Below are 26,865 nucleotides of genomic sequence, written 5' to 3'. Positions count from 1 at the left end.
TTGAAAATGTCACGTAAGAATGAAGAGATTGCAGACACAATAACAAGTACGAAAGAACACTATAAAATGTATAAAGCGGGGAAGCAGTGGCTGTTTGCCGGAATCACTGTTTTTACGTTCGGTGGACTTTTAGCTGGTGGTGAACAAGCCGCAAAAGCCGACGCGACCAGTACTAATGGCAGTAACACTACTGATCCCCAAACTGACGCAACTAAGCAAACGAATGCACCGTTGGAGTTCTCAACGAGTGTTACGCAAACAAACGCTACGGCGAGTGCTGCACCAACTTCTGTTGCACCTGCGTCTGCAGCCGCAAGTCAGTCTTCCGTAAAGACTAGCACTGCTTCGTCGCAAACGACGAATTCGCAAGCATCAACTGCACCTAGTTCTGTAGCCAGCAAAACACTGACAGCACAAACCTCAACTGCACCTGCATCGGTGACAAGCCAGGCAAGTGAGGCACAGACATCGACAGCTAGTCAGGCAAAAGATGTTCAAACCTCAACTGCACCTGCATCCGCAACAAGCACTGCAAAGGATGTTCAAACATCCACGGCGCCAGCGTCTGTGGCAGGTGCTACAAAGGATGCACAAACATCGACTTCGCCAGCATCAACCACGAGTCAAGCAAAGACTGATCAAGCAAGTCAATCCAAGGATGCAACGACTTCGCCGGTTACTGCATCAACCACAAGTCAAACTAGTGATGCCGCCCAGACATCGACGGCACCAGCATCTGCGACAACAAATACATCAACAGTAGCATCACAAACATCAGCGGCTTCCACGGCGCCGACTAAACAGGTGACTGCTTTACCAGATAATGCGACTAGTCAACAGGTTGCCGATGCTAAGTCAGCAGCCTTAGCGGCGTTTGCTGAAACTGGTACACCACAAGAAATTACGCGGACAGATGCAGCGGTTACTAGTGACGCCGCTACTTCAGCTGCTGCCACTACTTCAGCAGCAACGACTAGTGCTGCTGCTAACCAAGCGTGGACTGATTACAGCAAGGTATTAGCGGCGGCACAAGCTGAAAAATCCGCTAACTACACAAATGCTTCATATTCGTTATTACAAACTGCTTTAGCTAATGCAAACGGCATGACACAGTCGGCCGCAAAAACAGCACTAAAATCAGCACAGCAACAATTGCAGGCTGCCATTGATAGTTTGGTTCCTAACTTAGGGGCCGGCGGACAAGCACAACTTCAAAATACAATTAGTGCTGATCAAACGAAATATTCGAATACAACGGCTTCTGAATATACGACGGCTGCATGGAAAACGTATACGGATGCATTATCAGCAGCTAACGCTGGTTTGTCTGATTCTGCAACTACAGCGAACACATTCTCGGTTTTGTACAAGAAATTAACTGACGCGACGGCTGGTCTGGAACTTAACAAATCATCTGTATTGTTCACTCAATTAGGAAATGTAATGAGCAGTGCAACGACCAAGTTGAATAATTCTGGGTCCTACACAGTTGCATCTATTCAGAATTTGCAAACAGCTCAATCTGCCGCTCAGAAGATTTCAGGTTCTTCCGCAGCGCAAGACATTCAAACGGCTACGCAGAATCTACAAACGGCATTAGATGCTTTGATCCCATCTGGATCATTGTCATCATTGCAAAATGTTCTTAATACAACTAGCGTCACATATAACGCTAACCAAACCGCAGATGCTACCAAGACTAATTATGCATACGCTGCATATACAAAGAGTAGCTGGGACACATTTGCCAGTGCTTATGTTTATGCTAAGGCAGTTATGAATAATGGAGCTGCCACTCCGGATCAAATTAGTACTTCCAGTTATAACCTTCAGAAGGCATATCAAAACCTATTAACGACAACTGCTACGAACCTTCTTTTGAGCGATGCAATTGCTGGTGGTGATCAATTACTGGAAGAAGGTTCAGGTAGTGCGTACGGTTCACAAAGTACTCAGACACTCAAAAACGCCATTTCAGCCGCTCAGACATTACTTTCGAGCGATGGCACGCCATTGGCAACTAGTACGCCTGATCAACTTAATCAGGCCACTAAAGTTATTCAATCCGCAATTGATGGATTAACAACGACGACCAATTCTGCGTGGAATAATTTGAATAAATATATTCAAACGGCAGATACACTTTCTGCTGGTGATTACACTGCTGATACATTTAGTACTTTAACGAGTGCAATTAGTAAGGCTAAGAGTGCACTTTATGATGATTCAACGGCGGCATCCTTACAGTCTGATGCAGATGCATTGAGAAGCGCATTATGGGCGGCAACGCCTGCTAACACAACAATCGCCAAAGCCAAGACAGCATTGTCAGATGCTGTTAAGAATGCTCAGAGTGCGGCCACATCATCAGCCAATTATTCAACAGACACATATCAAACTTTTGTCAATGCTCTTAAGGTGGCCCAAAGCTTATTGGACAATGCCAGCATGGACAACACGGCAATGACAAAAGCTACTTCTAACTTGACTTTTTATCAAGGGAATTTGGTCAATATTGGCAATAGTAATGGTGCCTCATTTACTGGATCCGTAAACAGTATGAATACCTTAGGGACAGGTGGTGTCCTTGCTGGTGGACCGGGTAGTTTTAATACAGTTTCTATTGTTAATACTAGTACCGTTACCTTTGGTGGTTCATCGACATTTTCTGGAATTAGTGTTGTACCGAGCTACACGTCAACTTGGACGCTACCGATTAGTTTGACACCATTCTTTAAAACGACTGATTGGCAAAAGTATGTCAACTTGGCTTATGTTCTATGGTCAGGTACAACTCAGTTAGGCACTGGCACGAGCGCACTCTCGGCTACACTTGATCCAGCTAAGAACGAAGCATTATCCACGGCTTTTGCAAGTGGTGATTTTATGTTGAGAGTTGCGTATAACAACGCTGGACAGCCGGTACTAACACTTGTTTCCAAGAGTCTAACCGCTTCTTCAAAATCATCAGTTCAATATTACTTTATGCTTGATTTAGGTAAATGGTCTAACGAGACAAATCAGTACTTACCACGGATTACTGGTAATCAGACATTAAATGATATTACTTATCAAACAGTTATAAACGGATTCTCCGGCACTTGGAATTTGGCGACTGGGACTAGCAAGGACCTTGAGAATACTTTTGCAGCTGATTCAGATAGCTCAATCACACCGAATACGCCACAGCCTAACTACTCAACATCAGCAGCCTCCGGTACGGCTACACTAATTAATCAAGCACAAAAATTAGTGCCGCAATTTACAGTCAATGATTTAACATCGGCCGTTGTTCAAGGAACTAACACCATTACCGGTAAAGTAACCCTTGATACCTCAACAGATATGCCGGGTGATATTTATCAAATCGTCTTCACTGACACGACCACTGGCGCCACCACTACAGCTAATATTAACAAGTCTGATGGAACCTTTGTTGCCAGCTTTGGGAACACTGTTGGAACTACGACGACTGGGTTAAACATTAATACTGGTGACCAGATTACGGCCCAAATTCAACGTGTTAACACGATTAATGGTTATGTTTCTCAGGGTACTCTAGGCTACGCAAGTGCCAGTGTACCAGCGGCACAAACGCCATACGTTTACGTTAACCAGAACGATATTAAAGTTGGTTCAAGTACAATTTCCGGGACAATTTCTAGTTTGATTCCCACAATTACTAAATCTTCTGAAGCAGCTACTTCTTCCACAATGAACAAACCATCCTCTGATGATTTAAATGTTTACACCGTTAGTGTTACCGTTTATAACCCAGACGGTTCTGTTAACGCACAAACGACAACTCAGGTTGCTAAGGACGGTACTTGGACAACTCAAGTTGGGACACCTTTAACAGCTGGTAAGTATGTTGAAGCAACAGCTCACGTTTCAGTTGGGATCATCTCTGGTAGCAATGCAGTTCAACCGACTGGGGTTCAGCTGACTAATTTGAATACGAACGTTTCCGACCCGATCTACGTTGAAGCCAATAAAGACGCTTTGAACGCCGCAATCTCAGCTGCAGACCCTGTTTCACAAAATCAAAGCGCTTATCCAAACACCACCGCTACTCAATTTTCATCACTCGCTGTGGCCCTAAGTGCTGCAAAGACAGTAAGCGCCGACAAAACAGCAACGCAGACAACTGTTAATGAGACACTCAAAAAGTTGGATGCTGCGATGACTGCAATCACGCTGTCTAAGTCAGGACTTGAAGCTGCTATTACCGCAGCTCCACTAGCAAGTAATGCTTCAAAGTACACACCAACTAGTTGGAGTAATTTGCAAACGGCCTTGGACCAAGCACATGCAGTGGATCAAGACTCAGCAGCAACAGCTGATCAGATTACCAGTGCAACAAACGCATTATTAGATGCAACGAGCGCACTACAATTTGTCACCGCTGCGACTACGACGAACAATGCTGCTAGCGATGCGACCTCAATGGCTGCCAATGCAAATAGCGATGCAACTCTTGCTACTAGTGGCGCAACAGCTTCTAAGGATGCTGCCGGTGCAGCTAGTCTGGCAGCATCTGCGGCCAACGATTTGGCTTCAAAGGGCTCCGATGCCAGTGACAATTTGTTAACGGCTGCCGTTAAAGCAACGCAAGCCCAAGAATTAGCTGCTCAAGCAGCCGCCAATGCGACACGGGCAGCCAATGAAGCAAAAGCGGCTTCCTTATCTGCTAGTGCTGCTCAGTCTGCAGCAACTGCGGCCAACACAACAGAATCTAAAGCAATTGCTCAAACCGCGACCTCTGCAGCTCAGGAAGCAACACGGAATGCTGCTGCTGCACAAGCCGCCGCTGCTGAAGCAGCTAATGCTGCGCAAGCAGTTCAGGCAGGTTACCTAGCAGCTAAGGCAAATGCAGCCACTGCTGCTGTTAGTGCAGCGGCTTCAACGGCTAGTGCACAGACATCTGCCGCCACTTCCGCAATTGCAGCTGGTAACCAAAGTGCGGCCAGCGCCGCATTAAGTGCCGCTAGTGCAGCGTTATCTGATGCAAAGACAAAAGCATCTGCCGCTGATACGGCCACTAAGGCTGCTACCAGTGCGGCCAGTGACGTACAAGCTGCAGCTAGTGCAGCTGGCGCACCAGCCAACGCACAATCAAATGCGACTGCTGCCGGTGATGCTGCTGCTAAAGCGGCAGCCAATCTAAAAGCTGCTAATGACAGTGTCACAGCAGCTTCAACCGGTTATGATACTGCAAACACAGCCTACACAACGATGAAGCCAAGTACTGGTGGTACGACTGGTTCAACCGGTACAACTGGCACAGATGCTAATGGCAATAAAGTAACGACAACATTAAATAGTGATGGCTCAACCACCGCTGTTACCACTGATAAAGATGGTAAGACACTTTCCACAGTTAAGACTAATGCCGACGGTAGTTCAAGCACAACGACGCCAAATTCCGATGGCTCAAGTACCACTGTTAATAAGGACAAGGCTGGTAAAGTCGTAACATCAGCAACAACGACGCCAAATAGTGACGGCTCTAGCACAACAGTTGTGACGGATGCTGCTGGTAAGACGGTATCGACAACCACGACTGGATCCGATGGTAGCACGACGACAGTCATTCCAAACAGCGATGGTTCAACGACTACTACGCAACGTGATCCTCAAGGTAAGCTTGTATCCGAGACCAAGAAGAATGCTGATGGTACAAGTGTCACAACAACGCCAAATTCAGATGGATCATCTACTAGTGTCGTCAAGGATTCCGCTGGGAAGGTAACTTCAACTACGACAACTGATCCGTTTGGCAATACGGCAACCACCACTACATCGACTGATGGTACTAGCCAGACAGTATTTAAGGATCCTTCAGGTAAGACATTGTCGACCGTTACGAAGGATGCTAACGGCAAGGTTACATCCACTGTCGTTCCAACGACTGATGGTGGAACGGTTACAACTACGCCAACAAGTGATGGTGGCAGTGTTGTGGTCACCAAGAATGCAAGTGGCGACACGTTGTCAACTGTCACCAAGGATGCTAACGGCAACGTTGTTTCCAAGGAAACGACAGATGCGAATGGTAACAAAGTCACAGCAACAACCGGCTCAGATGGTTCAACGACCACGACAACAGCTGATCCATCCGGCAAGGTTATTTCTACAACAGTTAAGGATCCTGCCGGCAATACAACCGCCACGACAACAGGGTCAGATGGCACTACCACGGCTACAGTTAAAGACCCTCAAGGTTCGCTTGTCTCAACAACGGTTAAGAAGCCTGACGGTAGCTCGACCGTTACGACACCAAACACTGATGGTAGCACAACGGTTGTTGCCAAGGATGCTACTGGTAAAGTAACGTCCACCACGGTTACGGCTAAGGATGGTAGCTCTACTACCACAACGCCAAACAGCGATGGTACTTCTACAGTAGTTAAGAAAGATGCCAATGGAAAGGTAGTTTCGACGACGACAACTGGCGGTAACACTGGTTCAACGACAACTGGCTCAGATGGTAGCTCGACAACAACGTTACCTAATGGCAACACAACTACGACAGTTAAGAACTCCGATGGTTCGACGACAGCAACTACTAAGGATTCATCCGGCAAGACGATTTCAACTGTTAACAAAGATGCCAACGGAAATGTTATATCCGAGGTAACTACAAATCCGACCACTGGAGATGTGACGACGGTAACGCCAACCTCAGATGGCGGCACGAAGACTCAAGTCACTGATTCCAAAGGCAATGTTATCTCAACTGTTACTAAAGATCCGTTTGGCAACACCAGCACGACAACACCACATTCAGATGGTAGCAGCACAACCGTTAACAAAGATCCTAATGGCAAGGATATTTCGACTGTTGAAACGACTCCATCTGGTGCGACTGAGACGACAACGCCAACTTCAGATGGCGGCACAAAGGTCGTTGATAGGGATCCAAACGGTAACGTTACGTCGACTACGGTTAAAGATCCATCAGGCAATGTCTCAGTTACTACGCCAACCTCAGACGGTGGCACGAAGACGGTGACAACAGATCCTTCTGGTCACGAGATCTCGACAACGACCAAAGATCCGTTTGGCAACACCTCAACAACGACACCGACCTCAGATGGTGGCACCCAGACCGTTACCAAGAATCCAGCTGGCGACACGACGTCAACAACGGTCAAAGACCCAAGCGGCAACACCTCAACGACAACGCCAACTTCAGGCGGCGGCACTGAAACTGTTAACAAGGATCCTCAAGGTCACATAACATCAACTGTTGACACTGGTTCCGATGGTTCAACCGTGACAACTACGCCGAACAGTGATGGCACGAGCCAAGTTGTGACAAAAGATCCTAACGGGAAAGTAACTAATACTGAAACGACCGGTTCTAGTGCTGCAAATAGTCAAACGACGCAAAATAGCGACGGTACTAGCACGACCGTTACAAAGGATCCGAAGACTGGTGCAGTAACTACGACCACTAAGGGTATCAACGGTAACATCACTGAGATTGCAACAAAGAACAGTGACGGTACCTCTACTGACCAAACCTTCAATCCTGACGGTAGCTACACTACTGTTGCTAAGGATGCCAAGGGCAGCGTTACCGGTGCAACGGTTGGCGACCGTGACGGTGCTAAAGTTACGCTTGTTAAGAATAGCGATGGCACGACAACCGCAACGGCTACTGATCCAACTGGTAAAGTTACCGGCACTGCCACGATTCCTGCAAATGGCGGAACAGCTACGGTTGGTGGAAAGACAGCCACAGTAGGTAGCGATGGTACCCTTACTGTTGGCGGACCAAAGGCCGATAGCATTAACACAAACGTTGATCCTACTGGCAAGGTTACGCGCTCACGAACCCTAATTGATGCTACGGGTGTCTCCGTTGATCCAAAGAATTACTACGATAACACTTCAGCGGCTGGCAGTGACAGCACCGGTTCGACAGGTACGACCGGATCTGAGGGCAGCACCGGCTCGACAGGTACGACCGGATCCGAAGGTAGCACTGGTTCGACAGGTACGACCGGATCCGAAGGTAGCACTGGTTCGACAGGTACGACCGGATCTGAGGGCAGCACCGGCTCGACAGGTACGACCGGATCCGAAGGTAGCACTGGTTCGACAGGTACGACCGGATCTGAAGGTAGCACCGGCTCGACAGGTACGACCGGATCTGAAGGTAGCACCAGTTCGACAGGTACGACCGGATCTGAGGGCAGCACTGGCTCGACAGGTACGACCGGATCTGAAGGTAGCACTGGTTCGACAGGTACGACCGGATCTGAAGGTAGCACCGGTTCGACAGGTACGACCGGATCTGAAGGTAGCACCAGTTCGACAGGTACGACCGGATCTGAGGGCAGCACCGGCTCGACAGGTACGACCGGATCCGAAGGTAGCACCGGTTCGACAGGTATGACCGGATCTGAAGGCAGCACTGGTTCGACAGGTACCACTACTGAACCAACAGTTACCCACAACTCGGATGGCACCACGACAACAACGACTGGTGATCCAAAGACTGGCACCACGGCAACAACAACCAATGGCTCAGGTAAGGTTGTTGATGTGGTTACGAAGAAACCAGATGGCAGCTCAACGGAAGTTAAGACGACACCTGCTGGTTCAGTGACAATCAACCGTGATCCAGAAAACAAGATTACGAGTTCAACAATCAGTAATCCAACTGGCACAAACGTTACGTTTGCTAAGAACTCTGATGGCACCACGACCGCAACAGCCACTGATGCTTCAGGTAAGGTAGTTGGTACGCAGGTATTTCCAACTTCAGGCGGTACTGCAACGTTGAATGGCCAAGTCGTAACCGTTGATCCGGATGGTAGTGTCACAGTCGCTGGGCCAAACAAAGGTGACGTGGCAACCACGGTTGATCCTGCCGGCAAGGTGAAGTTGTACAAGTCCTTGATTGATGCCCAAGCGGTATCCGTTGATCCTAAAGACTACTACGACAACACGACTTCCGCAGGTTCTGGTTCGACAGGCACAACTAATGGTTCCGATGGCTCAAACGGCACCAATGGTTCAGCTGGCACGAATGGCACTAATGGTTCGAATGGAACCAATGGTACGAACGATACTAACGGGTCAGCCGGTGCTAACGGTACGAACGGCACCGATGGATCGGCTGGTGCTAACGGACTAGCTGGCACTAATGGGTCAAACGGCACTAGTGGTTCAAATGGCACAAACGGAACCGATGGTACCAATGGTACAAATGGTGCTAATGGAACAAACGGTACTAATGGCTCAACAGGGACTACTGGCGTGTCAGGAACAAATGATGTTCAAACTGGTGAAAACAGCTCTAATCAACAACCTAGCGAAACGGCCGCACCCGCAACCGAAAAGGCGAGTGTAGCGACAACTAAGTCAGCGATTGCCCAACCATTGGTGAACGCAACTGTTAAGTCAGAACCTGAAGCCAAGGCCACGACGCTTGCAGCACCAGCTGCTAAGCAGTCAGCACAACCATCGGCTAAAGCAGACGGAAACATTGTTGAAAACAAGGCAACTGCAGCTGCCAACGCATTACCAGATACCAATGAATCATCAGCTGGTGTCATGGGATTGCTTGGTGTAGCAACATTAGCCGCAGGATCAGCAATGTTGCTTGGCAAACGTCGCAAGCACGAAGTTGATGGCTCCACAAATGAAGAAACAAAGTAGTGCGTAAGCAGGTCTGAATTTTTAAAAATGACGGAAAGCAACTTGGCTTCCCGCCATCTATTGAGGAGATTTTCACGTAAAGTCTCCTGAATAGATGGTGGTGGGTCAGGGTGTTCAACCGTCAGAGCAATGGCATCATAAACAACATCGTCAACGTCTACACGGCGTTTGATATAAGAATTGGATGATTTACGGAACGTTTGAATCGTACTTTTCATCAAGCGAGTTGGGGGAAGATAGCTTATGAAATTATTTGGACATGGTAAAAAGGTGACCGATTCAGCGCCGACGACCGCGGCATCGGAAGCACCCAAAGAACAAACAAAGGCCGCTCAGACGGTTATTCATTCCACAGCAACTGTCGAACCGACAAATGAAAAAAAGACTGAACTGGCGTCGGTATCAGCTCCTGTTGCTAAAGAGGATGCGTACCAGAAGTTAACGGCTAAACGTGAACAACTGGAGAAACACGTTAATGAGCTTAATCAACAGTATGGGGATGCACGCAACGAACTACGCTCTCAGTTGCTAGCCGAAAAAGACTATCTTCGGACGCAGTCACGAGCTGTTAATCGCGATTATGATAAACTCGCTCAGCAACGGAACGCAGACTTCGAAGTTTTTTCTCAGCTACAGGATCAACGCAATAAGGTTGCGGCCAAGCAAAAACAACTGGCAGCATCATTGAATGAAACCAAACAAGAGTTTGCAGAACAATCAGCTATTCTAGCGAAAATGAAGGCACAATCTGCACAGATCAACAAACAGCGTCAAAAACTGGATGAAAAAGAGCACAAACTACTTGGTGATCTTAGTCAGCAGGGAAATTTAAACTCTTTAATGGAAGAAATTGACGCCAAACGTAAGCAAATTTCAGACATCAATGTGCGTGATCATGAACTTGAACAAGCGGAAAACGGTGTTAATCAGGAGATTGTTAAGCAAGAAAAAGCTGTTTCTGCCTTGAACAAACGAGTTTCTGCTCAAGAGCAGGCCAATAATCAAGATGATGAAACTGCCGACATCCAAAAACGGTTAGCCGAAATTGACAAAAAGGTGAGTCTACAACAAGAGAAGTTAACTGCCGATGATGGGAAACTAAGAGCTGTTAAGCAGGATAAAGGAAATTTGGCCGAGCAGTTTCAGCAGTTAACTGACTTGATGAAATTTTATTTCAGTTCGACAAAACTCATCGACAACTTTCAGTTTGACCCATCACATCACTACGTTTTCTATTCCAATACGTTAATTCCGCTCAGTCAGCTGAGTGATCAGAATGGTTTGGAAATTATTGACCATCTGTTTGATAAAACAGACGCCCATTTTGATTTACTGACAACCGATTTTAATCGGGAGTTGAGTGAAATTTGGGCTGATTATCTAAGCTCGGGCATTTTACATCATGCAGGGCACGTTATTAATCCATACTTAGACTTTCAACGTAATGCCGATACGCAACAACATGCAGATGTTGCCCTACCGCTGGATCAAAGCCAAGATTGGCAAGTGAATGCTGGTACTGAGGAACAGCCCGAAATGATTCGTTCCGCCAGTGGCAAACAAAGTGTCACGTTGCAATACCGTGCTGACCGTTCCTTGGAAAGTGTGAAATATTTCCAAAACGATAAGCTGTTTAAGATGGCAATTTACGATCAGCAAAATGTTTTGTTGGCGACTCAGTACGTCGATCCGCGGGACGCCAAACACGCTGCCTCGGAAATTTACTATCGTCCTGATCACAGCGTTGCATTGGAAAAAGTGTTCTTTGAAGACCATGTTGTTGTTCAAACGACCGATGCTGGTAAGACCGTAGAACGGACGTTTGAAACTGAGAATGATTATTACGAGTGGTGGATGAAGTCGCATGCTTTAACACACCCTGATGATGCCCTTATTATCGATACGGACACACCGTACTTTGAACAACTGCTGAAGGATGATGATCGTCGGTTCGAACTGATTCCGCTCATTACGGACGTTGACAACAAAGCGTTGATTGAGCAAATCGTTGCAGAAGATTCACCAGTTAACAATATTATTGTCAGCGATGAAGCTGTACATCAAGTTATCCTGAAGCAATTGAAGCGCGATATGCACATCATGGTTTTAGACCCGGCCGGCGTGACGAATGACAAAGCAAACGCTGCGACCATCAAGACCAGAATTTACATTCCAAAAGTTAGTTAGTTCTTAATTGGATTTACAAAACTGGGCGGCTTCACCCGTTCAACTGATGCCGCCTTAAATAGCCCTAAATAAATTCGCGTTTAATGGGTCCCCCCACCCAGTAAACGCGAATTTACATTTAATATTGAAATCTAGTCCGAAAAATGATTGAGGCAGATAACTCTGGGATTTGAGAGGATAAGATAATGTTGTTTTTTCGTGAACTCAACAGTTGAAATTTGTACAAAATATAGGCGTTAGCGTTAACTCCAAGGAATGTGAAAGTGGTTAAATAAAGGTAGGACAAATAACGGAAACGAGGGAGTGGCAACATGATTTATTTTGTTGATTTTTCAGTTCCGGAAAAGAAATCAGGAATTGAGCATGCCGAATTAAAGCGGCTCGCGCTATTTCGTGATCATGGGATGGCCGCACGACTGCTGACACGTGATTATAGTCCGCGGTTACATTGGAACCTTAATGAAGCTCAAGTTAGTGATGCTGAAAGTATGAACATGTTTGACTATTTTCAGGGAGCTTTGGGTGCCGCATCACAGCCGTTGACCATGAATGATTTACGCTTTCCTGCTAACCATGAAGGCTTGGACATCCAGTGGCACGAGGATGAGGGCCGTTTTTATGTACTTCAGAACGGTCAGTTATACCGGCGTGTAAGTTTATTCTCAGGTACACAGCAAGTTAGCAGCGTTCAATTGTTTGACCACTTCGGCAATTTATACCGTATTGATCAATACGATTGCCGAGGTTTTAAAACCATGGAACAATACTATTCTCAAGACAATAAAGTAGACATGGAGCGGTATCTACACTTGGACGGTTCACCGGCAATCATTCGCTATTTAAAGAATGATGCAGGTGGCAATGAAATTGATAGCCGCTATACGCTGGTTGACTATCAAGGCCGTGATTATGATTTCGATGGGATGAAAACGTTCCTCCGTTTTTACCTGGATGAAGTTGCTAAACACGATCCGCAGGTCAGCGTCTTCATTTCTGACCGCACGATGATCGACGATTGGTCCATCAGTCATATGACCGCCAAAGCGTATAAAGTCTTGCACTTACATAATTCACAAACGGTTGACGCCAATGATCCCGCCCACGCGGCACTGAACTACAATTATGCGTACGCTTTGCATAACCTTCAGGATTGGGACGCCATCGTAACAGCAACCAAACAACAGGCACAAGATGTAAAAGATCGCTTCAAACCGACGATTCCAGTATTCACGATTCCAGTCGGGATTGTGCCCGCAGCGACACTGTCGATCCCTCATGTGCCGATGGCTGAACGGACACCAGGCAAAGTGATTGCCGTGGCACGGATCGCCAATGAAAAACGGCTGGATGATTTAATTAAGGCAGTTCACCAGGCACGCGAATCAGTTGATAACGTGACATTGGATATTTACGGCTATGAAAATTCAGAAGATAACTTTGCTGAGCCCAAGAAGATTAAAAAAGTTATTAAGGATCTAGATATGGGTGATGTAGTGACGCTAAAGGGTTATGTTCCTAATTTGACACCCGTATATAATTCGGCGCAGATATTTGGTTTGACCAGCAGGATGGAGGGTTTTGACTTGGCCTTACTGGAGGCCGTTTCACACGGTGTTGTTGGTTTGGCTTACGATGTTAATTATGGCCCTGCGGAAATTATCGAAAACGGCAAAAATGGTCGACTAGTTGATTTAGGTAATTGGCATCAGATGGCAGACCGACTCGTCAAAATGCTTAAAAATCCCGTTCGGTTACAAGAATATAGTGACGCAGCCTACGCCAGTGCTGGCCGATTCGGTGCTGAGCCCGTTTGGAATGCTTGGGTTCAGTTACTTATTGATGCCAATTCTAAAGTTGCGGACAAGGAGGGTTAGACAATGGATTTTTTATTGGATAATCGGCTAATTAGTCAAGATGCGGATGTTGTCAAGGAAGCGGTGGACCAGTACAAACTCTTTCTGCCAAGTCATCCGGACGCTCAACTTTTGATTACACAGTACACGCCTGAACTAGCCCGCATTTTAGCAAAGGTGGATATCAAACCTAACCGTGTGTTAAGTGTTTTTAACTTATTGCAGCAGGCTGTTCACGTACCGCAAAAAAAGTTAACCAGTGAACAACTGACTAGAATTCCGCCACTTTATTCCGTTTTGCCAAATGGTAAAAACAAGGCTAGGGTCGAAGAAGCCGATGCACCGTTAGCACGTATCAATTACTATCCTAAAAGTGGTGAACAAGTTGAAAGCGTCGAACACGTTGATCGTGTTGGCAACGTGACTTCAATTGATACTTATGATTGTCGTGGCTTTCTTTCACGAACCCAAACCTTTCATCGCAATCATGCATTGGCGACGGAACAATATTTCACGGCAGATGGTACTGAAGCCTGTTTAAATATTTTTATGAACAATGATCAAGGTCAGCTGACCAACACCGTTTGTCGCGTGATGAATTCGCGCGATGAAATTTATGAGTATGATAATTTGGAACAGCTTTTAGGGTTAACGTTAGATCGCTATGCTAAAGAGCAAAATGGTGTTCGAATCTATACGAATGAAGCACATATCATTCCGACAGACATCACTATCTCACCAATTGGATAAACTAAAATTCAAGCGCAGTCCGCACGGGTAAAGATGTGAGGACTGCGCTTTGCTTTTGCATTTTCGACAATTGACTCACAGCTGGGCAACGAAACATGATAAACTGATAATAATTTGCGAATCTTAACAATAATGAATTCGCGTGAGTGGGAGCAGGGTAATGACGAATGTGTTAACGTTTGATTGCTATGGGACACTATTAAACGAAGATGGCACCTATAGTGAAATTGAGCGGCTGGCAAAGCAGATTGGTGTTGATCAGAAGCTGGCGCGACAATGTTTCATTAGTTATCAGGATGACCGCAACAACATGCATCCGTATATCGACTACGATTTGTTGACCCGCAATAATCTGATCCATCTCGATTATCAGTTTGGCCTTGAACATCAGTTTGAACGCTACTATGTAGAGGTTCTGCAAGCCCATCGGGAGTTGACGCCATTTCCCGAGGTCATTGAAACACTGCAAACCTTTGTTGACCGCGGCTATAAACTTGTGATGATGTCCAATTCATCGTGGGATATCATTCCGTTTAACGCCAAGACGCTACGAATGCCATTCGACGTTTGGACCGCAGAGGATGTCCATGCCTACAAACCGGATTTGAAGTTCTTCAAGGCAGTTGAACAGCGTTATCATTTCAATAACGACAATCACGTTCACATTGCACAGGGCTATGGCAGTGATGTCGTCCCATGCGCCGAACTTGGCTGGGATTGTATTTGGGTCAACCGTGATGGTCGCAAACCTGCTGGTAGTGAACGACCAACGCATGAGGTAGGCACGTTGGATGAAGTGATGCAATATTTGAATTAAAGGAGTTTGACATGACAAAGTTAGTAATTGCGACAGGAAACCAGAATAAGGCGAAAGAATATCGAGAAATGCTGCCAAATGGACTAGGTGTGGATGTCGTCACGCTTAAGAATCTGGAAAATGTTCCTGACATTATAGAAAACGGAACAACATTTGCTCAAAACGCTAAAATTAAAGCAACTACCATCATGGAACATTTTAATTTACCTGTGTTGGCTGACGATTCAGGGCTAATGGTGGAAGCACTAAATGGTGAGCCTGGCATTCATTCTGCTCGATATGCAGGAGATCATGACGACAAGGCCAATCGTGAAAAATTGTTAAATAAGTTAAATGATGTGTCAAATCGTTCAGCAACGTTTCATACGACGATTTATGCCGTTAAACCAGATGGAAATGTATTGGAAGTTGCAGGCGAGGTTAAGGGGCAAATCGTTGACGCACCACGTGGTAGTGAAGCATTTGGATACGACTGTTTGTTTCAACCCGATGGTGAGTCGCGGACGTTTGGCGAAATGACCGGTGAAGAAAAAGACGCAATCAGTCATCGTGGTCGGGCAATGCGAAAGTTTTTAAAGAGCTTTGACCAGTGGTGGCAGAACTGAGGTAATTATGACAGATCGAGAAGAACAAATTTTATCATGGATCAAACAAAATCCAATGATAAGCCAAAATGAACTGGCAGAATTAGCAGGTATCACTCGGTCGGGCGTGGCAGCTCATATTTCCAATTTGATGAAAAAAGGTTATTTGCGTGGCAAGGGCTACATTGTGACGCCACCGAGTTATGTGACAGTCATTGGCGGAATAAATATGGACATCTTCGGCGTTGCCGATGAAAACGTGGTTGATAAAAGCTCCAATGCTGGCCACGTTTACTATGCGGTTGGAGGACTCGGCCGAAATATCGCACTGAATTTGCGTAAACTGGGTGTTCAAAACTACTTCATTTCTGTCTATGGCGATGATAACAATGGTGAACAGTTTAAGGCAGACGCGTTGGCAAATGATATGGACATTACGTATTCTAAACAGTTTGCTGATACCAATTCGTCGACTTATTTATATGTCAATCAACCTGGTGGTGATCGCGTGGTTGGTCTTGATGATATGAGCATCAACGATCGGATTACACCGGAGTTTTTGGAAGATCGTGAAGATATGATTAACAATTCGACAGCAGTTGTTATTGATTCGAATCTTCCACAACAGACCATTGAGTGGTTGTACGAACACTGTCAACGACCGATGTTTGCTAAGGCGGTTTCGGTTACTAAAGCTGGCAGACTGTTAAAAGGCATTGGCCATTTAAATACGCTTGTCCTCAATGCGGTTGAATCAAAGACCTTATCTGGGATTGAGGCTACTGACAAGCACACGGCGATTCAAGCAGCTCAACGAATAATAGATAAAGGCGTTAATAACGTGTTTTTATATATTGATGAAGTGGGCATGTTGTATCAAGATGAACGGCATCAGTTATTTTATCCGGAGCAAAAGATTAACCAACGTAATACTAATGGAGCCGGAGCAGCAGCAACGGCGGCATTAGTATGGGCACATAAAAATGAAAGCTCATTTGAAGATAGCGGTCAGTTGGCCAACGCTGCTGCATATCTTAGTATGGAGAGCATTCAGGCAGTGAATGAAAATCTGACCCACAGAACGCTTGAACTTAAGCGTCATGAATTGTTTGAGTAAAAAAGAAATTTAGTTAGATGAAGACCTTGTAGGAAACTGCAGGGTCTTTTTGCTTGCTCGGAAACCGTGGCCAATGAGTATTGATTATTAATAAAATAGATCTTTGTGAATAAAAAAATAAATTAAACGGCTAACTATGTATGTGCAAAGGGTTTGCCAGTTCACTTTATGAAAGCGGTAACTTTTTTTGTTGACAGGGCGAGACAATGGGTATAGATTCTAAAGTGTCAAATGTTTATGCGCATAAACAAATGTCAGCAAAGGGTGAATTCAAATTAAGGAGAACAATTATGATGAATTATTCACAAACTGTTTCACCTGACGATTATGTTGTTGTAATCGGTGGCATGAACATGGATATCTTTGGCATGCCAAGTGACAAAGTCGTTGATCGAGATTCAAACCCAGGAATAGTCGGAATGTCGGTTGGCGGGGTTGGTCAAAACATTGCACAAAATTTGGCTCATTTGGAAGTGCCGACGTACTTAATTACCGTATATGGTGATGACTACAATGGTCAATTACTAAAGACATCCTGTGAGAATAATCATATTCATCTAGACTATGCAGAACAGCTAGCGCATCAGCGTTCATCCACCTACATGTACATTACGGATGAAACGGGTGACATGCTTGTTGGTGTGAATGATATGGATATTTGTAAGCAGATCACACCGGAGTTTTTAAAACAGAGATTAGATTTTATTAACGATGCCACGATTTGCCTGTTAGATGCCAATCTTGATCCTTCTACGCTGAATTGGATTGGTGCGCACGTGACAGCCCCATTATTCGGCGACACTGTGTCAACGATTAAAGCACCTCATTTTGATAGCATTTTAGATAAAATGACAGTTTTAAAACCCAATGCATTAGAAGCATCGTTGCTATCTGGCGTTAAAGTAACGGATTTGAATACGGCCAAACATGCCGCAGAAGTTTTGCTTGATAAAGGCATTGCAAATATTTTCATCTCGATGGGGGCACAAGGAATTTTATGTGCGAATAAAGATGACATGGCATTTGTTAAACCCTTTAAAACAACGATTGTTAATGCGAATGGGGCTGGCGATTGCGGAATGGCAGCCATAACCTGGAGTTACTTTGACGAATCTGATCGCCCGCTACATGAAATTGGACGAATTGCACAGGCCGCTTCAAGTATCGCTTTAGAAAGTGATAAATCTGTTCCTGATATTACCCCAAAACTGGTTCAACAAAAATTAATGAGTGACACAATTGCAAATTAACGGAGGCAAAATAATGATTAAACAAATTTATTCCCTAATTCAGTATGACGAAAGTGTTAAGACAATGGACGCCGGCGCGGACAATATTGGTTTGGTTCCAATGCAAAATGGTGGTGTTCCCGCACATCGCGTACCGCTAGACCGTGTTCGCAAGATCTTTGATGAAGCCAAGCGGCGTGGCGTTACCTCTGTTGCAATCATGCTTACAAATGATCCTGAAGAAATGCTGAAGCTTGGTGAAGAAATACAACCTGATATCTTGCACATTGCGGGTGACGGGTACGCGGCAGATGAGACGTTTGCCAAACGTTTAAAAGATGTTGCGCCACATACAAAGTTGATGCAAGCCGTATTGGTTGATAATGAATCAGCTATTGACCGTGCCAAGAAGTTTGAGCCGTTCGTTGATTACATTTTGTTGGATTCTGGTCTTGCACATGACACTGGTATTGGTGCGAGTGGTCAAACGCATGATTGGAACATTGATGCACAAATTGTTAAAGCCGTTAATGTGCCAGTCATTGAAGCGGGTGGACTTGGACCTGACAACGTGGCTGATGCGATTAAGAAAATTCGACCATACGGTGTTGACTCATTGACGAAGACAAGTATTAAGTATGAAGGTGGCAACATGGAAAAGGATATCGACAAAGTTCGTGCCTTCTGTGAGAATGCTGACGCTGCTGCCAAAGAATTGGGACTGTAAACCAACGTTAAAATTCTAAGGAAGTTAAGGGAAGGATTGCGTGACAAAAAATCGACTTACCGTTAAAAAAACAGTTATTGCGCTAGTTGGCATTTTTCTGGTTTGCGTCGGCGTGGCCTTTAATAACAACACGCGATTAGGTAATGACCCAGTTGGAATTATTTACGATGGCTTGCGGGCTGCTTTTCACATTCCACGAGTTCAACTAGGAATGGTTTCCAATGTGTTAAACATTTTTCTGATTTTGCTGCTGTTTCTCGTTGGGCGTCATTACGTAAACATCGGCACGGTGATGTATTTAGTACCATATGGCATGTTTATTACGATTGGTTCGCATCTATATCCACATATATTTACAAATGACGCACTAATTACACGTTTAACTGGCGGTGCGACAGGAATCATCCTGTATTACATCGGGATTAGCTTGTTTGTAGCTGCTGACATAGGTGTTGATCCATTTAACGGATTTATGTTGACCATTCGAGACAAAACAGGCTGGAGCATGCGACGGAGCAAAATGACATTTGATGCTTGTTTAATGCTTGCCGGTTTTTTGATGGGTGGCAAGTTTGGCATTATCACGATTGTCACAGCGTTGACTACCGGGCCAACTATTCAAGCATTGAGTGAATTGATTCAAAAAAGAGTATTTATGGAAAGGACTTAATAAAAGATGGACTTTAAGTTACTTCAAAAAGTTAAAGTTGTCAGCACAGACCACCTCGACGAAACACTGTTAGAAATCATGAAAACAGAAAATTATCGACGCCCACTGTTTGTCATGGATCACTTTTTAGCACAGGTAGAAATTGTCCAAGATGTTCAAACCGAGCTACAAGCAAATGGTATTGAATATGCAGTGTTTGATAAGGTCGTTTCAGATCCGCCAACTAGTGTTGTTGATGCTGGTGTAGCAGCCTTTAAAGAACACAAGGCAGACAGCATTATTGCAATTGGGGGTGGCAGCTCGATTGACGTTGCCCGCGGTATTAACATTGTCCGCGTAAACGGTGGAAAAATTTCAGATTATGTAGACTCACAAGTGACAGTCAAACCTTGTCCAGGACTGATTGCCGTGCCAACGACATCTGGGACAGGTAGCGAGATGTCTAACGCACTGGTTGTTACTGACGAAACAAGCAAACAAAAGCTGGCAATTCTGGCAGATGATGCGGTTAGTGAATACGCAGTCCTGAATCCTGATTTGTTATTGTCATTACCTAAAAACATGACAATTGCTACAGGATTAGATGCTTTCTCTCACGCTGCAGAAGGTTACCTTTCTAAATTGGCTTCACCGGTAACTGATGCTATTTGTGAGAAAGTTATGTTCCTACTATATAATTACTTGCCACGAGCGGTTAAAAACGGTAATGATCGAGAAGCTCGTGAACGAGTTATGGTAGCCGCAACTTTGGCAGGTTGGATGTTAAATAATGCAGGTACCAACGTTGGCCATTCGATGGCACATGTGTTGGGATCTAAATATCACATCGTTCACGGTGAAGCCGTCGCATATGCTTTGCCTGGTGTCCTTCGTTTTGTTGGTCCCGTTATGCCACATAAGGTCAGAGAAATTGGCCAGATTTTAGGTGCTATTTATCCTGAAAATGCACCTGAGGAACAGACAACCTTAATTGCGGAACGGACTTATAAAGACTTTCGTGACCAGATTCTTGGCCTGCATCCATTTAGTGATTACAAGATTAGCTACGAAGAGTTGGCGACTAATGCAGAGGCCGTTGCACATGAACGCTTTGCAGGTAATACACCACGCGAAGTTACTGTTGATGCGGCTGAAACACTGTTGGCCTCGTACGGAAAACAATAAAACATAGAAGGGTAGTCGGAAATTATGAACTTTGTGTTCTTATTAACCGGGTTAGCACTTGTGTTTGGGATTGGTTGGCTAATTAGTAGCAACCGTAGAAAAATTCGGTATAAATCAATTGGAATTTTGTTTGCATTGCAGTTAATCATTTCGTTTTTATGTTTGCACACGTCAGGTGGGGTTAAAACACTAGCTGGAATTTCGTCATTCTTTAACTGGTTAATGGTTCAAGCTGCCGGTGGGGTTAATTTTGTCTTTGGCGGATTGGTTATCAAACCCGGTGGTTCCGTGTTCTTCCTAAACGTTTTGATGCCGATTGTCTTTATTTCCGCCTTAGTTGGTATTTTGAATTACATTAAGGTATTGCCATTCATTATTAAGTGGACCGGTTGGGCATTAAACAAGGTTGCCGGAATGGGCGAACTTGAAAGTTACTTTGCCGTTTCCACCGCTATTTTGGGACAACCAGAAGTATTTCTGACTGTTAAAGACCAGATTCCCAAGTTAAACGAACAGCGCTTGTATACCATCTGTGCATCAGCTATGAGTGCTGTATCAGCTGCCATGTTGGCATCATATATGAAAATGGTTCCTGGTAAATTCGTTGTGGTTGCCGTCTTTTTAAACATTTTATCGGCACTAATTATCTCTTGTATTGTTAATCCGTATGAAACGGAATCAAACGATGAACTCGTTCAAATCTCTAAAGGAAACAAAGAACCATTTTTCCAAGTTTTGGGTAATTACATTGTTGACGGCTTTCAACTAGCAATCACTGTTGGTGCAATGCTAATTGGGTTTGTAGCGTTGGTTACCTTCCTAAATAACACGTTCTTAGCTCTATTTAACGTCAGCTTTACGACACTTATTGGGTATGTGTTCGCACCGGTTGCGTTCTTAATGGGTGTGCCAAGTCATGACATTATTAAAGTTGGTAGCCTGATGGCAACGAAACTAATCACCAACGAATTCGTGGCCATGGGTACATTACATGGCATGACAGCCAGTTTGAGTGCGAAAGCAACGGCTATTATTTCTGCTTATCTTGTGTCATTTGCAAACTTTGGCACAGTTGGTATTATCACTGGTTCAATTAAGTCCATTAGTGAAGAACAAGGTGCCTATGTGGCAAAGTTCTCAATGAAGCTACTTCTTGGTGCAACGCTGGCCTCCGTTTTGACTGGTACAATCGTCGGTTTGTACTTTTAAATAGACAATCTAGATAGGTGATTTTGATGAAGACGATAAAATCAAAGCTTGTAACGACAGTAATGCTGACAATTGTTTTATTTGTCAGCAGTAATTGGCTAGTCACCGTTGGGCAGTCACAGGGACAGACGACGGGGATGTTGATTAGATCCTCAGCGTTCGTGATTTTGTTATATGCGTGGGCGCTTGTTCGTTTGCTGAGTACGAAGAGGTTTGCCAAAGCATTTATGATATTTGTAGATACAGTCTACCTTATGGGATTTGTAAGTATTATTGCGGTCGCTAGTACAAAGTTAACAGGCTTCATACAAATTAGCGGAGTATTGATTGCTGTTATTGGTTTATTGGCTTGTTTAATCATCTTCTACTTAATCAAAAAATATCCGCTAAACGTAGTTAACAAGGTAAACTAGACATAGGTAACCTGAAAGGAGTTTGACATGACAAAGATTATTTTAGATTGTGACCCTGGACACGATGACGCTTTAGCAATGACTATGGCGATTGCCTCGCCAAAGATTGAATTAGCAGCCGTAACGACTTCAGCGGGGAACCAAACACCGGAAAAAACGCTAAACAATGCCATGAGGATGTTAACATTAATGCATCGTGAGGATATTCCTGTTGCTGGCGGAAACCGGACACCGTTAGTTAACAAGCTTGCAACGGCTGGCAATGTTCACGGTAAGACGGGACTGGATGGTGCAGAACTACCAGACCCAGATTTCAAACCACAGAATATGACGGCGATTGAGTTAATGGCGAAAACCATCAGAGAGAGCGATGAGAAAATTACGTTGGTTGTGACTGGACCGATGACAAATGCTGCCTTGTTCTTACGCGTGTATCCAGAACTTGCAGACCGAATCGAACAAATTGTTTTTATGGGTGGCGCTATGGGGTTAGGAAACTGGACCCCATCCGTTGAGTTCAACATTTATGTGGACCCTGAAGCCGCTAAGATTGTGATGAATGCGGGCATTCCATTGGTTATGGCACCGCTTAACGTTACGCATCAGGCACAGATATTGAAGGATGAAATTGAGTCCATTGACGATATTAAAAATCCTGTCGCTCATGCCTTTCACGGTTTACTTGATTTCTTTGAAATCTATCACGAAAATCCGAAGTGGGGATTCAAAGGTGCTCCACTACATGACCCATGCACCATTGCCTGGTTGATTGATCCAACGCTGTTTGAAAGTGAACAGATGAATGTCGATGTGGAAACACAAGGTGAATTAGTTAAAGGTGAAACGGTCTGTGATTACTATGAATTGACTGGTAAACCGAAGAACACTAATGTGTTGTTGAAGGTTGACCGTGAGCGTTTTATTAAGCTGATTATGGATTCGCTAAGGGCTTTTGATGATCTGAAAAAGTAATAGAAAAATGATTTTATTGTCGTCTTTAGCAAGTGAGTAGCTTTTTGAAGACCAACAGTAAAATCATTTTTTGTTATTTTGCTTCTTTAATTGAAAGTACCAAAGCAGCACCTACCAATGCAATGACGGTAAGTATTGGAAGAATTGGAAGGTAATTATGCCCTACGATTCCATACAGAATTGCACCAATTACGGGTCCCAAAATTTGACCCCCTGTATTGGCAAGATTGAGAATTCCGAGATCTTTGGCAGAATTAGCCGGATTAGGCAACACCTCTAAGTTTAAGGCCTGATCTACTGAGAAGAAGATACCTGATCCAATTCCGGCGAAAACCCCATATACTAACATGACAACAGGATGACGAAGAAGATATGGAAGCAATGTTCCCGTTGCAATAAGAAAAGCAGCGAAGGCAACAGGCCATTTTCGTGTTTTCATTTTATCGGAGATGGGACCGGAGATAGTTGAAAACAGTATGGCGGCAATCATGGTAATGGTGCCCATCAATGAAATATATTTACCTGCGCTTGAGTTTCGTAGGCCCATATCTGTGGTTAGTATAAATAATTGATATGTCGCAAAAGTCGTGGTAGTGATGTTAATTAGCATTTTTCCGAATAATGCTAGATAAAAGTTTCTGGTATTGTGGACTGGAAAAATAAAGTATTGCATAAAACGCTTCCAGTTCATTTTCATTCGTGGCATTTTTAAACTGGATTTTTCCTTTAACATTAGGGCCGCAATTGGACCCGAAAGGAGCATAAGAAATGCAAATACAAAATAACCTACATTTACTAATCCAGGATTGTTAGTTTTTAAGAAGGTACCACCGACGACGGGGCCACCATACTGTCCAATAACGAATCCTGTGGCATAAATAGATGAGATCAATCCACGATGCATTGGAGCCACACGATCTGCTATAACGGCAAGTAACGGTGCGACAATCATATTAATAAACGTTTGAAGTAAGCACCATAGTACAATGAAAAATGGCAACCCAGATTTGGAGTTTATTAAGCCCAATCCAACCATCACAATGGCTGTTAAAATCGAGCCGACTATTAGCCAAGGGGTGCGACGTCCCCATCTTGATCGTGTGAGGTCTGATAGTGCACCAATAATAATGGTTGTAATGGTCGAGGTAACTGCTCCGAGCGTACCTAGCAATGCTAAAAAGTTGTTCACTTGACTACCGGCACCGCCCATAATATTTGCCAATTTGGCAGGGTTCAATAAATTATTCATGCCATTAAATGGTCCTAGCCATAGCAGTGCGCCGATACCTGTTGCTAGTCCAATCATGATTGGAGCTTTTGGCTGTTCAGAATCACTAATATCCGCTTTCCATGCAATCTGTGAGTTGTTTTGGTTTGAGTGTAAGTTGTTTACCATTGTTTTTCCTTTCTAAAATGACGTGGAAAAAATTTGTAGATCCCAAGGTTTCAAAATAAAGGTGTCTTGATTGTGAATGTTCTCATGAGTAAATAAAGATGTTCCTTCTGATGAGTAAAAGATGACTTTTTGCGGCTTACTTGAATAGTTGAAGTAAAAGTCTAAGTGATTTCTGTGTACACTATCAATTAAACGCTTATTGATAATTGGGAAACTTTGTTCCTGACGGTTTGACCAAACTCCTGTCTTTTTGAGGACATATTTAAAAATAGTTTCCATATCTTTTTGATCAAAGAAGCTACCAATATAGAAAGCTTTTCCTTTTCCGTATTCATTCTCCGTTATAGCTGCATACTTTCCCCAATAGGCGTGATTGTATTGTGCTAAAACTTTTCCAGTGGTAGCAGTCAGAAGTTCCATCCAGTCGTGAGCTGCTGCATTTTTTAAATCAGCCAATTCACTCTGACCAGAGACTGTGACTAAATTTTCAGCTTCATTTGTTCCTGCATTTTGGTTTGGATCTACAAATAACTCGTATTCTGCTCCAATTGCTTTAGAAATGATTCCTGGTTGTACTGTAGTGCGAACCTTGACATTCTCGTTTGTGAATCCTGACCTGAATCCATAGACAATGTTTCCGCCTGCATGAACATATCGATTCAATGAAGAAAGTTGTCCGTCGGTAGCCGAATAGAGCATTGGCACGACGAGCAGGTCGTAGTTGAAAATTTTGGGGCTGTCTATTGGCAAAATATCAACTTCAGTATTCATTTTATAAAGGGTGTCATAATAATTCCGCAATACATCGTTATATTGATGACCTTCACTTTTATCTCGAAACGGAAACCAGTCAACACTTGTTAAGCTGTCATTGCTTACAACGATAGCAATACGATTTTGCTTCGTTGAATTAACAAAATTAGAACCGATAGATTTAAGTTCTGCCCCAATTCTTTTTGCTTCGTTGTAAACTGGATTGGGTTTAAAATCGTGACTTAATAGACCTTTCCAATATGTTTCGAAGCTATTGTGAATTGAATGCCAGTGCCAATATTCGACCATCTTCGCACCGGATGCGATGTGACTATACGCTTGTAAACGTAATTGCCCAGGATAGGGTACCCAGTTTTTAAAGGCCTGTGCCTCAGTTTCCATAACGATGTAGGGCTTGTCTTTCGTCGATCTGGCAATATCACCTCCAAACGCAATTTCAGCTCCGGTAAGATGACTTTGAGTGGGATGATAAATATCAATAGCTGTGTCAGTCAGAACTTTCGATGTTTTATAAATGTCGACTGCTGCATTTAGACCAAATGATTGATCTCGCCATTCAAGATCGAAGTTGTTTGTAACAAACTGATCTGAACGCTTATAATCATTGACAATGCTAACTTGCCATTGAAGATAAGCTGTGACTAAAGTGCGTTGGAATTTTTCGAAGGCTGATCCAAGACTGCCGTTGATGGTGCTGTTAATTGGTGGAAAGTCTTCCCATGCATTGATTCGATTACTCCAGTAATCCATTCCAAATTCCGCATTTAATTTGTCAAGATTGTTATCAAACTTATTTTTTAGCCACTTTTGAAAAGCAATGTATACATTATTACTACTTGTGCTGAAATGCTTTGTTTCGTTATCAACTTGAAAACCGATTACATTTGGTTTCTGTGAAGTTCTCTTGATCATCTTTCTGATAATACGTTCGGCCAAAAATTTAAAAGTTGGGTGTGTAAAGTCAACTAGCTGCCTAGCACCATACTGATGTTGCCCAGTTTTATCCGTTAACATAACTTCAGGGTATTTTTTGACCATCCAAGTTGGAATTGCGTAAGTTGGGGTACCAATGATGACATTAATGTGCGCAGCTGCCATAGCATCGACAACTTTGTCTAATTTTGAAAAGTCAAATTTGCCTTCTTGAGGTTCGTACGTACTCCAAGTGCTTTCTCCAATTCTGACGACATTAATATTTGCTTCTTTCATCATTTTTATGTCTTCATCTAATCGTTCATATGGCAAGTATTCATAATAATAAGCTGAACCGTAAAGAAAATGATTTAACACAATAAGACTCCTTTTCTATTTAGAAAGCGCTTTCTATT

The 26,865-nt window shown here is 44.0% G+C and carries 16 protein-coding genes; 14 read left to right on the top strand and 2 right to left on the bottom strand.

Annotated features, from left to right (window positions below; all coding sequences use genetic code 11):
* The first annotated feature begins 6 nt into the window (after positions 1–6).
* From GB993_RS05955 to rihA, 14 genes are all read left to right on the top strand, one after another.
* Entirely contained in the window at positions 7–9,675 is a 9,669-nt protein-coding gene (locus GB993_RS05955) for a KxYKxGKxW signal peptide domain-containing protein (protein WP_161003479.1), read from the top strand.
* A 243-nt stretch (positions 9,676–9,918) separates the two neighbouring features.
* The gene (locus GB993_RS05950) at positions 9,919–11,862 is read left to right on the top strand and encodes a coiled-coil domain-containing protein (protein WP_161003478.1); all 1,944 of its coding nucleotides are present in this window, start codon (positions 9,919–9,921) and stop codon (positions 11,860–11,862) included.
* A 311-nt stretch (positions 11,863–12,173) separates the two neighbouring features.
* Complete coding sequence (locus tag GB993_RS05945; protein ID WP_161003477.1) at positions 12,174–13,736, top strand: accessory Sec system glycosyltransferase Asp1; 1,563 nt, start codon at positions 12,174–12,176, stop codon at positions 13,734–13,736.
* Positions 13,737–13,739: 3 nt separating this feature from the next.
* Positions 13,740–14,465, top strand: a complete 726-nt coding sequence (locus tag GB993_RS05940; RefSeq protein WP_161003476.1) for a hypothetical protein — start codon at positions 13,740–13,742, stop codon at positions 14,463–14,465.
* A 160-nt stretch (positions 14,466–14,625) separates the two neighbouring features.
* Positions 14,626–15,282, top strand: a complete 657-nt coding sequence (locus tag GB993_RS05935) for an HAD family hydrolase (RefSeq protein ID WP_161003475.1) — start codon at positions 14,626–14,628, stop codon at positions 15,280–15,282.
* An 11-nt stretch (positions 15,283–15,293) separates the two neighbouring features.
* Positions 15,294–15,887 (top strand): RdgB/HAM1 family non-canonical purine NTP pyrophosphatase, encoded by a 594-nt coding sequence (gene rdgB / locus GB993_RS05930; protein ID WP_161003474.1) that lies wholly within the window; start codon positions 15,294–15,296, stop codon positions 15,885–15,887.
* A 7-nt stretch (positions 15,888–15,894) separates the two neighbouring features.
* Positions 15,895–16,983 (top strand): PfkB family carbohydrate kinase, encoded by a 1,089-nt coding sequence (locus tag GB993_RS05925; RefSeq protein ID WP_161003473.1) that lies wholly within the window; start codon positions 15,895–15,897, stop codon positions 16,981–16,983.
* 290 nt (positions 16,984–17,273) lie between these two features.
* Entirely contained in the window at positions 17,274–18,233 is a 960-nt protein-coding gene (locus GB993_RS05920) for a PfkB family carbohydrate kinase (protein ID WP_161003472.1), read from the top strand.
* Positions 18,234–18,246: 13 nt separating this feature from the next.
* Positions 18,247–18,939 carry a phosphoribosylanthranilate isomerase gene (locus GB993_RS05915; RefSeq protein WP_017263033.1) on the top strand — a complete coding sequence of 231 codons (693 nt, stop codon included), beginning with the start codon at positions 18,247–18,249 and terminating at the stop codon, positions 18,937–18,939.
* A gap of 40 nt (positions 18,940–18,979) precedes the next feature.
* Positions 18,980–19,609 (top strand): YczE/YyaS/YitT family protein, encoded by a 630-nt coding sequence (locus GB993_RS05910; protein WP_161003471.1) that lies wholly within the window; start codon positions 18,980–18,982, stop codon positions 19,607–19,609.
* Positions 19,610–19,615: 6 nt separating this feature from the next.
* A complete protein-coding gene (locus GB993_RS05905; RefSeq protein ID WP_161003470.1) occupies positions 19,616–20,773 on the top strand; it encodes an iron-containing alcohol dehydrogenase in 1,158 nt (385 codons plus the stop codon).
* Between the two features lie 24 nt (positions 20,774–20,797).
* Entirely contained in the window at positions 20,798–21,982 is a 1,185-nt protein-coding gene (locus GB993_RS05900; protein ID WP_161003469.1) for a NupC/NupG family nucleoside CNT transporter, read from the top strand.
* Between the two features lie 26 nt (positions 21,983–22,008).
* Positions 22,009–22,395 carry a hypothetical protein gene (locus GB993_RS05895; protein ID WP_161003468.1) on the top strand — a complete coding sequence of 129 codons (387 nt, stop codon included), beginning with the start codon at positions 22,009–22,011 and terminating at the stop codon, positions 22,393–22,395.
* A 27-nt stretch (positions 22,396–22,422) separates the two neighbouring features.
* Complete coding sequence (gene rihA, locus GB993_RS05890) at positions 22,423–23,367, top strand: pyrimidine-specific ribonucleoside hydrolase RihA (RefSeq protein ID WP_161003467.1); 945 nt, start codon at positions 22,423–22,425, stop codon at positions 23,365–23,367.
* Positions 23,368–23,440: 73 nt separating this feature from the next.
* On the opposite strand, the gene GB993_RS05885 is transcribed toward rihA, so the two are convergent.
* Both GB993_RS05885 and GB993_RS05880 read right to left on the bottom strand, forming a co-directional pair.
* Positions 23,441–24,763 carry an MFS transporter gene (locus GB993_RS05885; protein ID WP_161003466.1) on the bottom strand — a complete coding sequence of 441 codons (1,323 nt, stop codon included), beginning with the start codon at positions 24,761–24,763 and terminating at the stop codon, positions 23,441–23,443.
* A gap of 12 nt (positions 24,764–24,775) precedes the next feature.
* A complete protein-coding gene (locus GB993_RS05880; RefSeq protein ID WP_161003465.1) occupies positions 24,776–26,827 on the bottom strand; it encodes a beta-galactosidase in 2,052 nt (683 codons plus the stop codon).
* Positions 26,828–26,865: the final 38 nt, after the last annotated feature.

It is taken from the genome of Furfurilactobacillus milii (assembly GCF_009864005.1).
Taxonomy (GTDB): Bacteria; Bacillota; Bacilli; order Lactobacillales; family Lactobacillaceae; genus Furfurilactobacillus; species Furfurilactobacillus rossiae_B.
The sequence above is the reverse complement of the archived record's forward strand: the minus strand, read 5'-3'. Positions and strand labels throughout refer to the sequence as shown.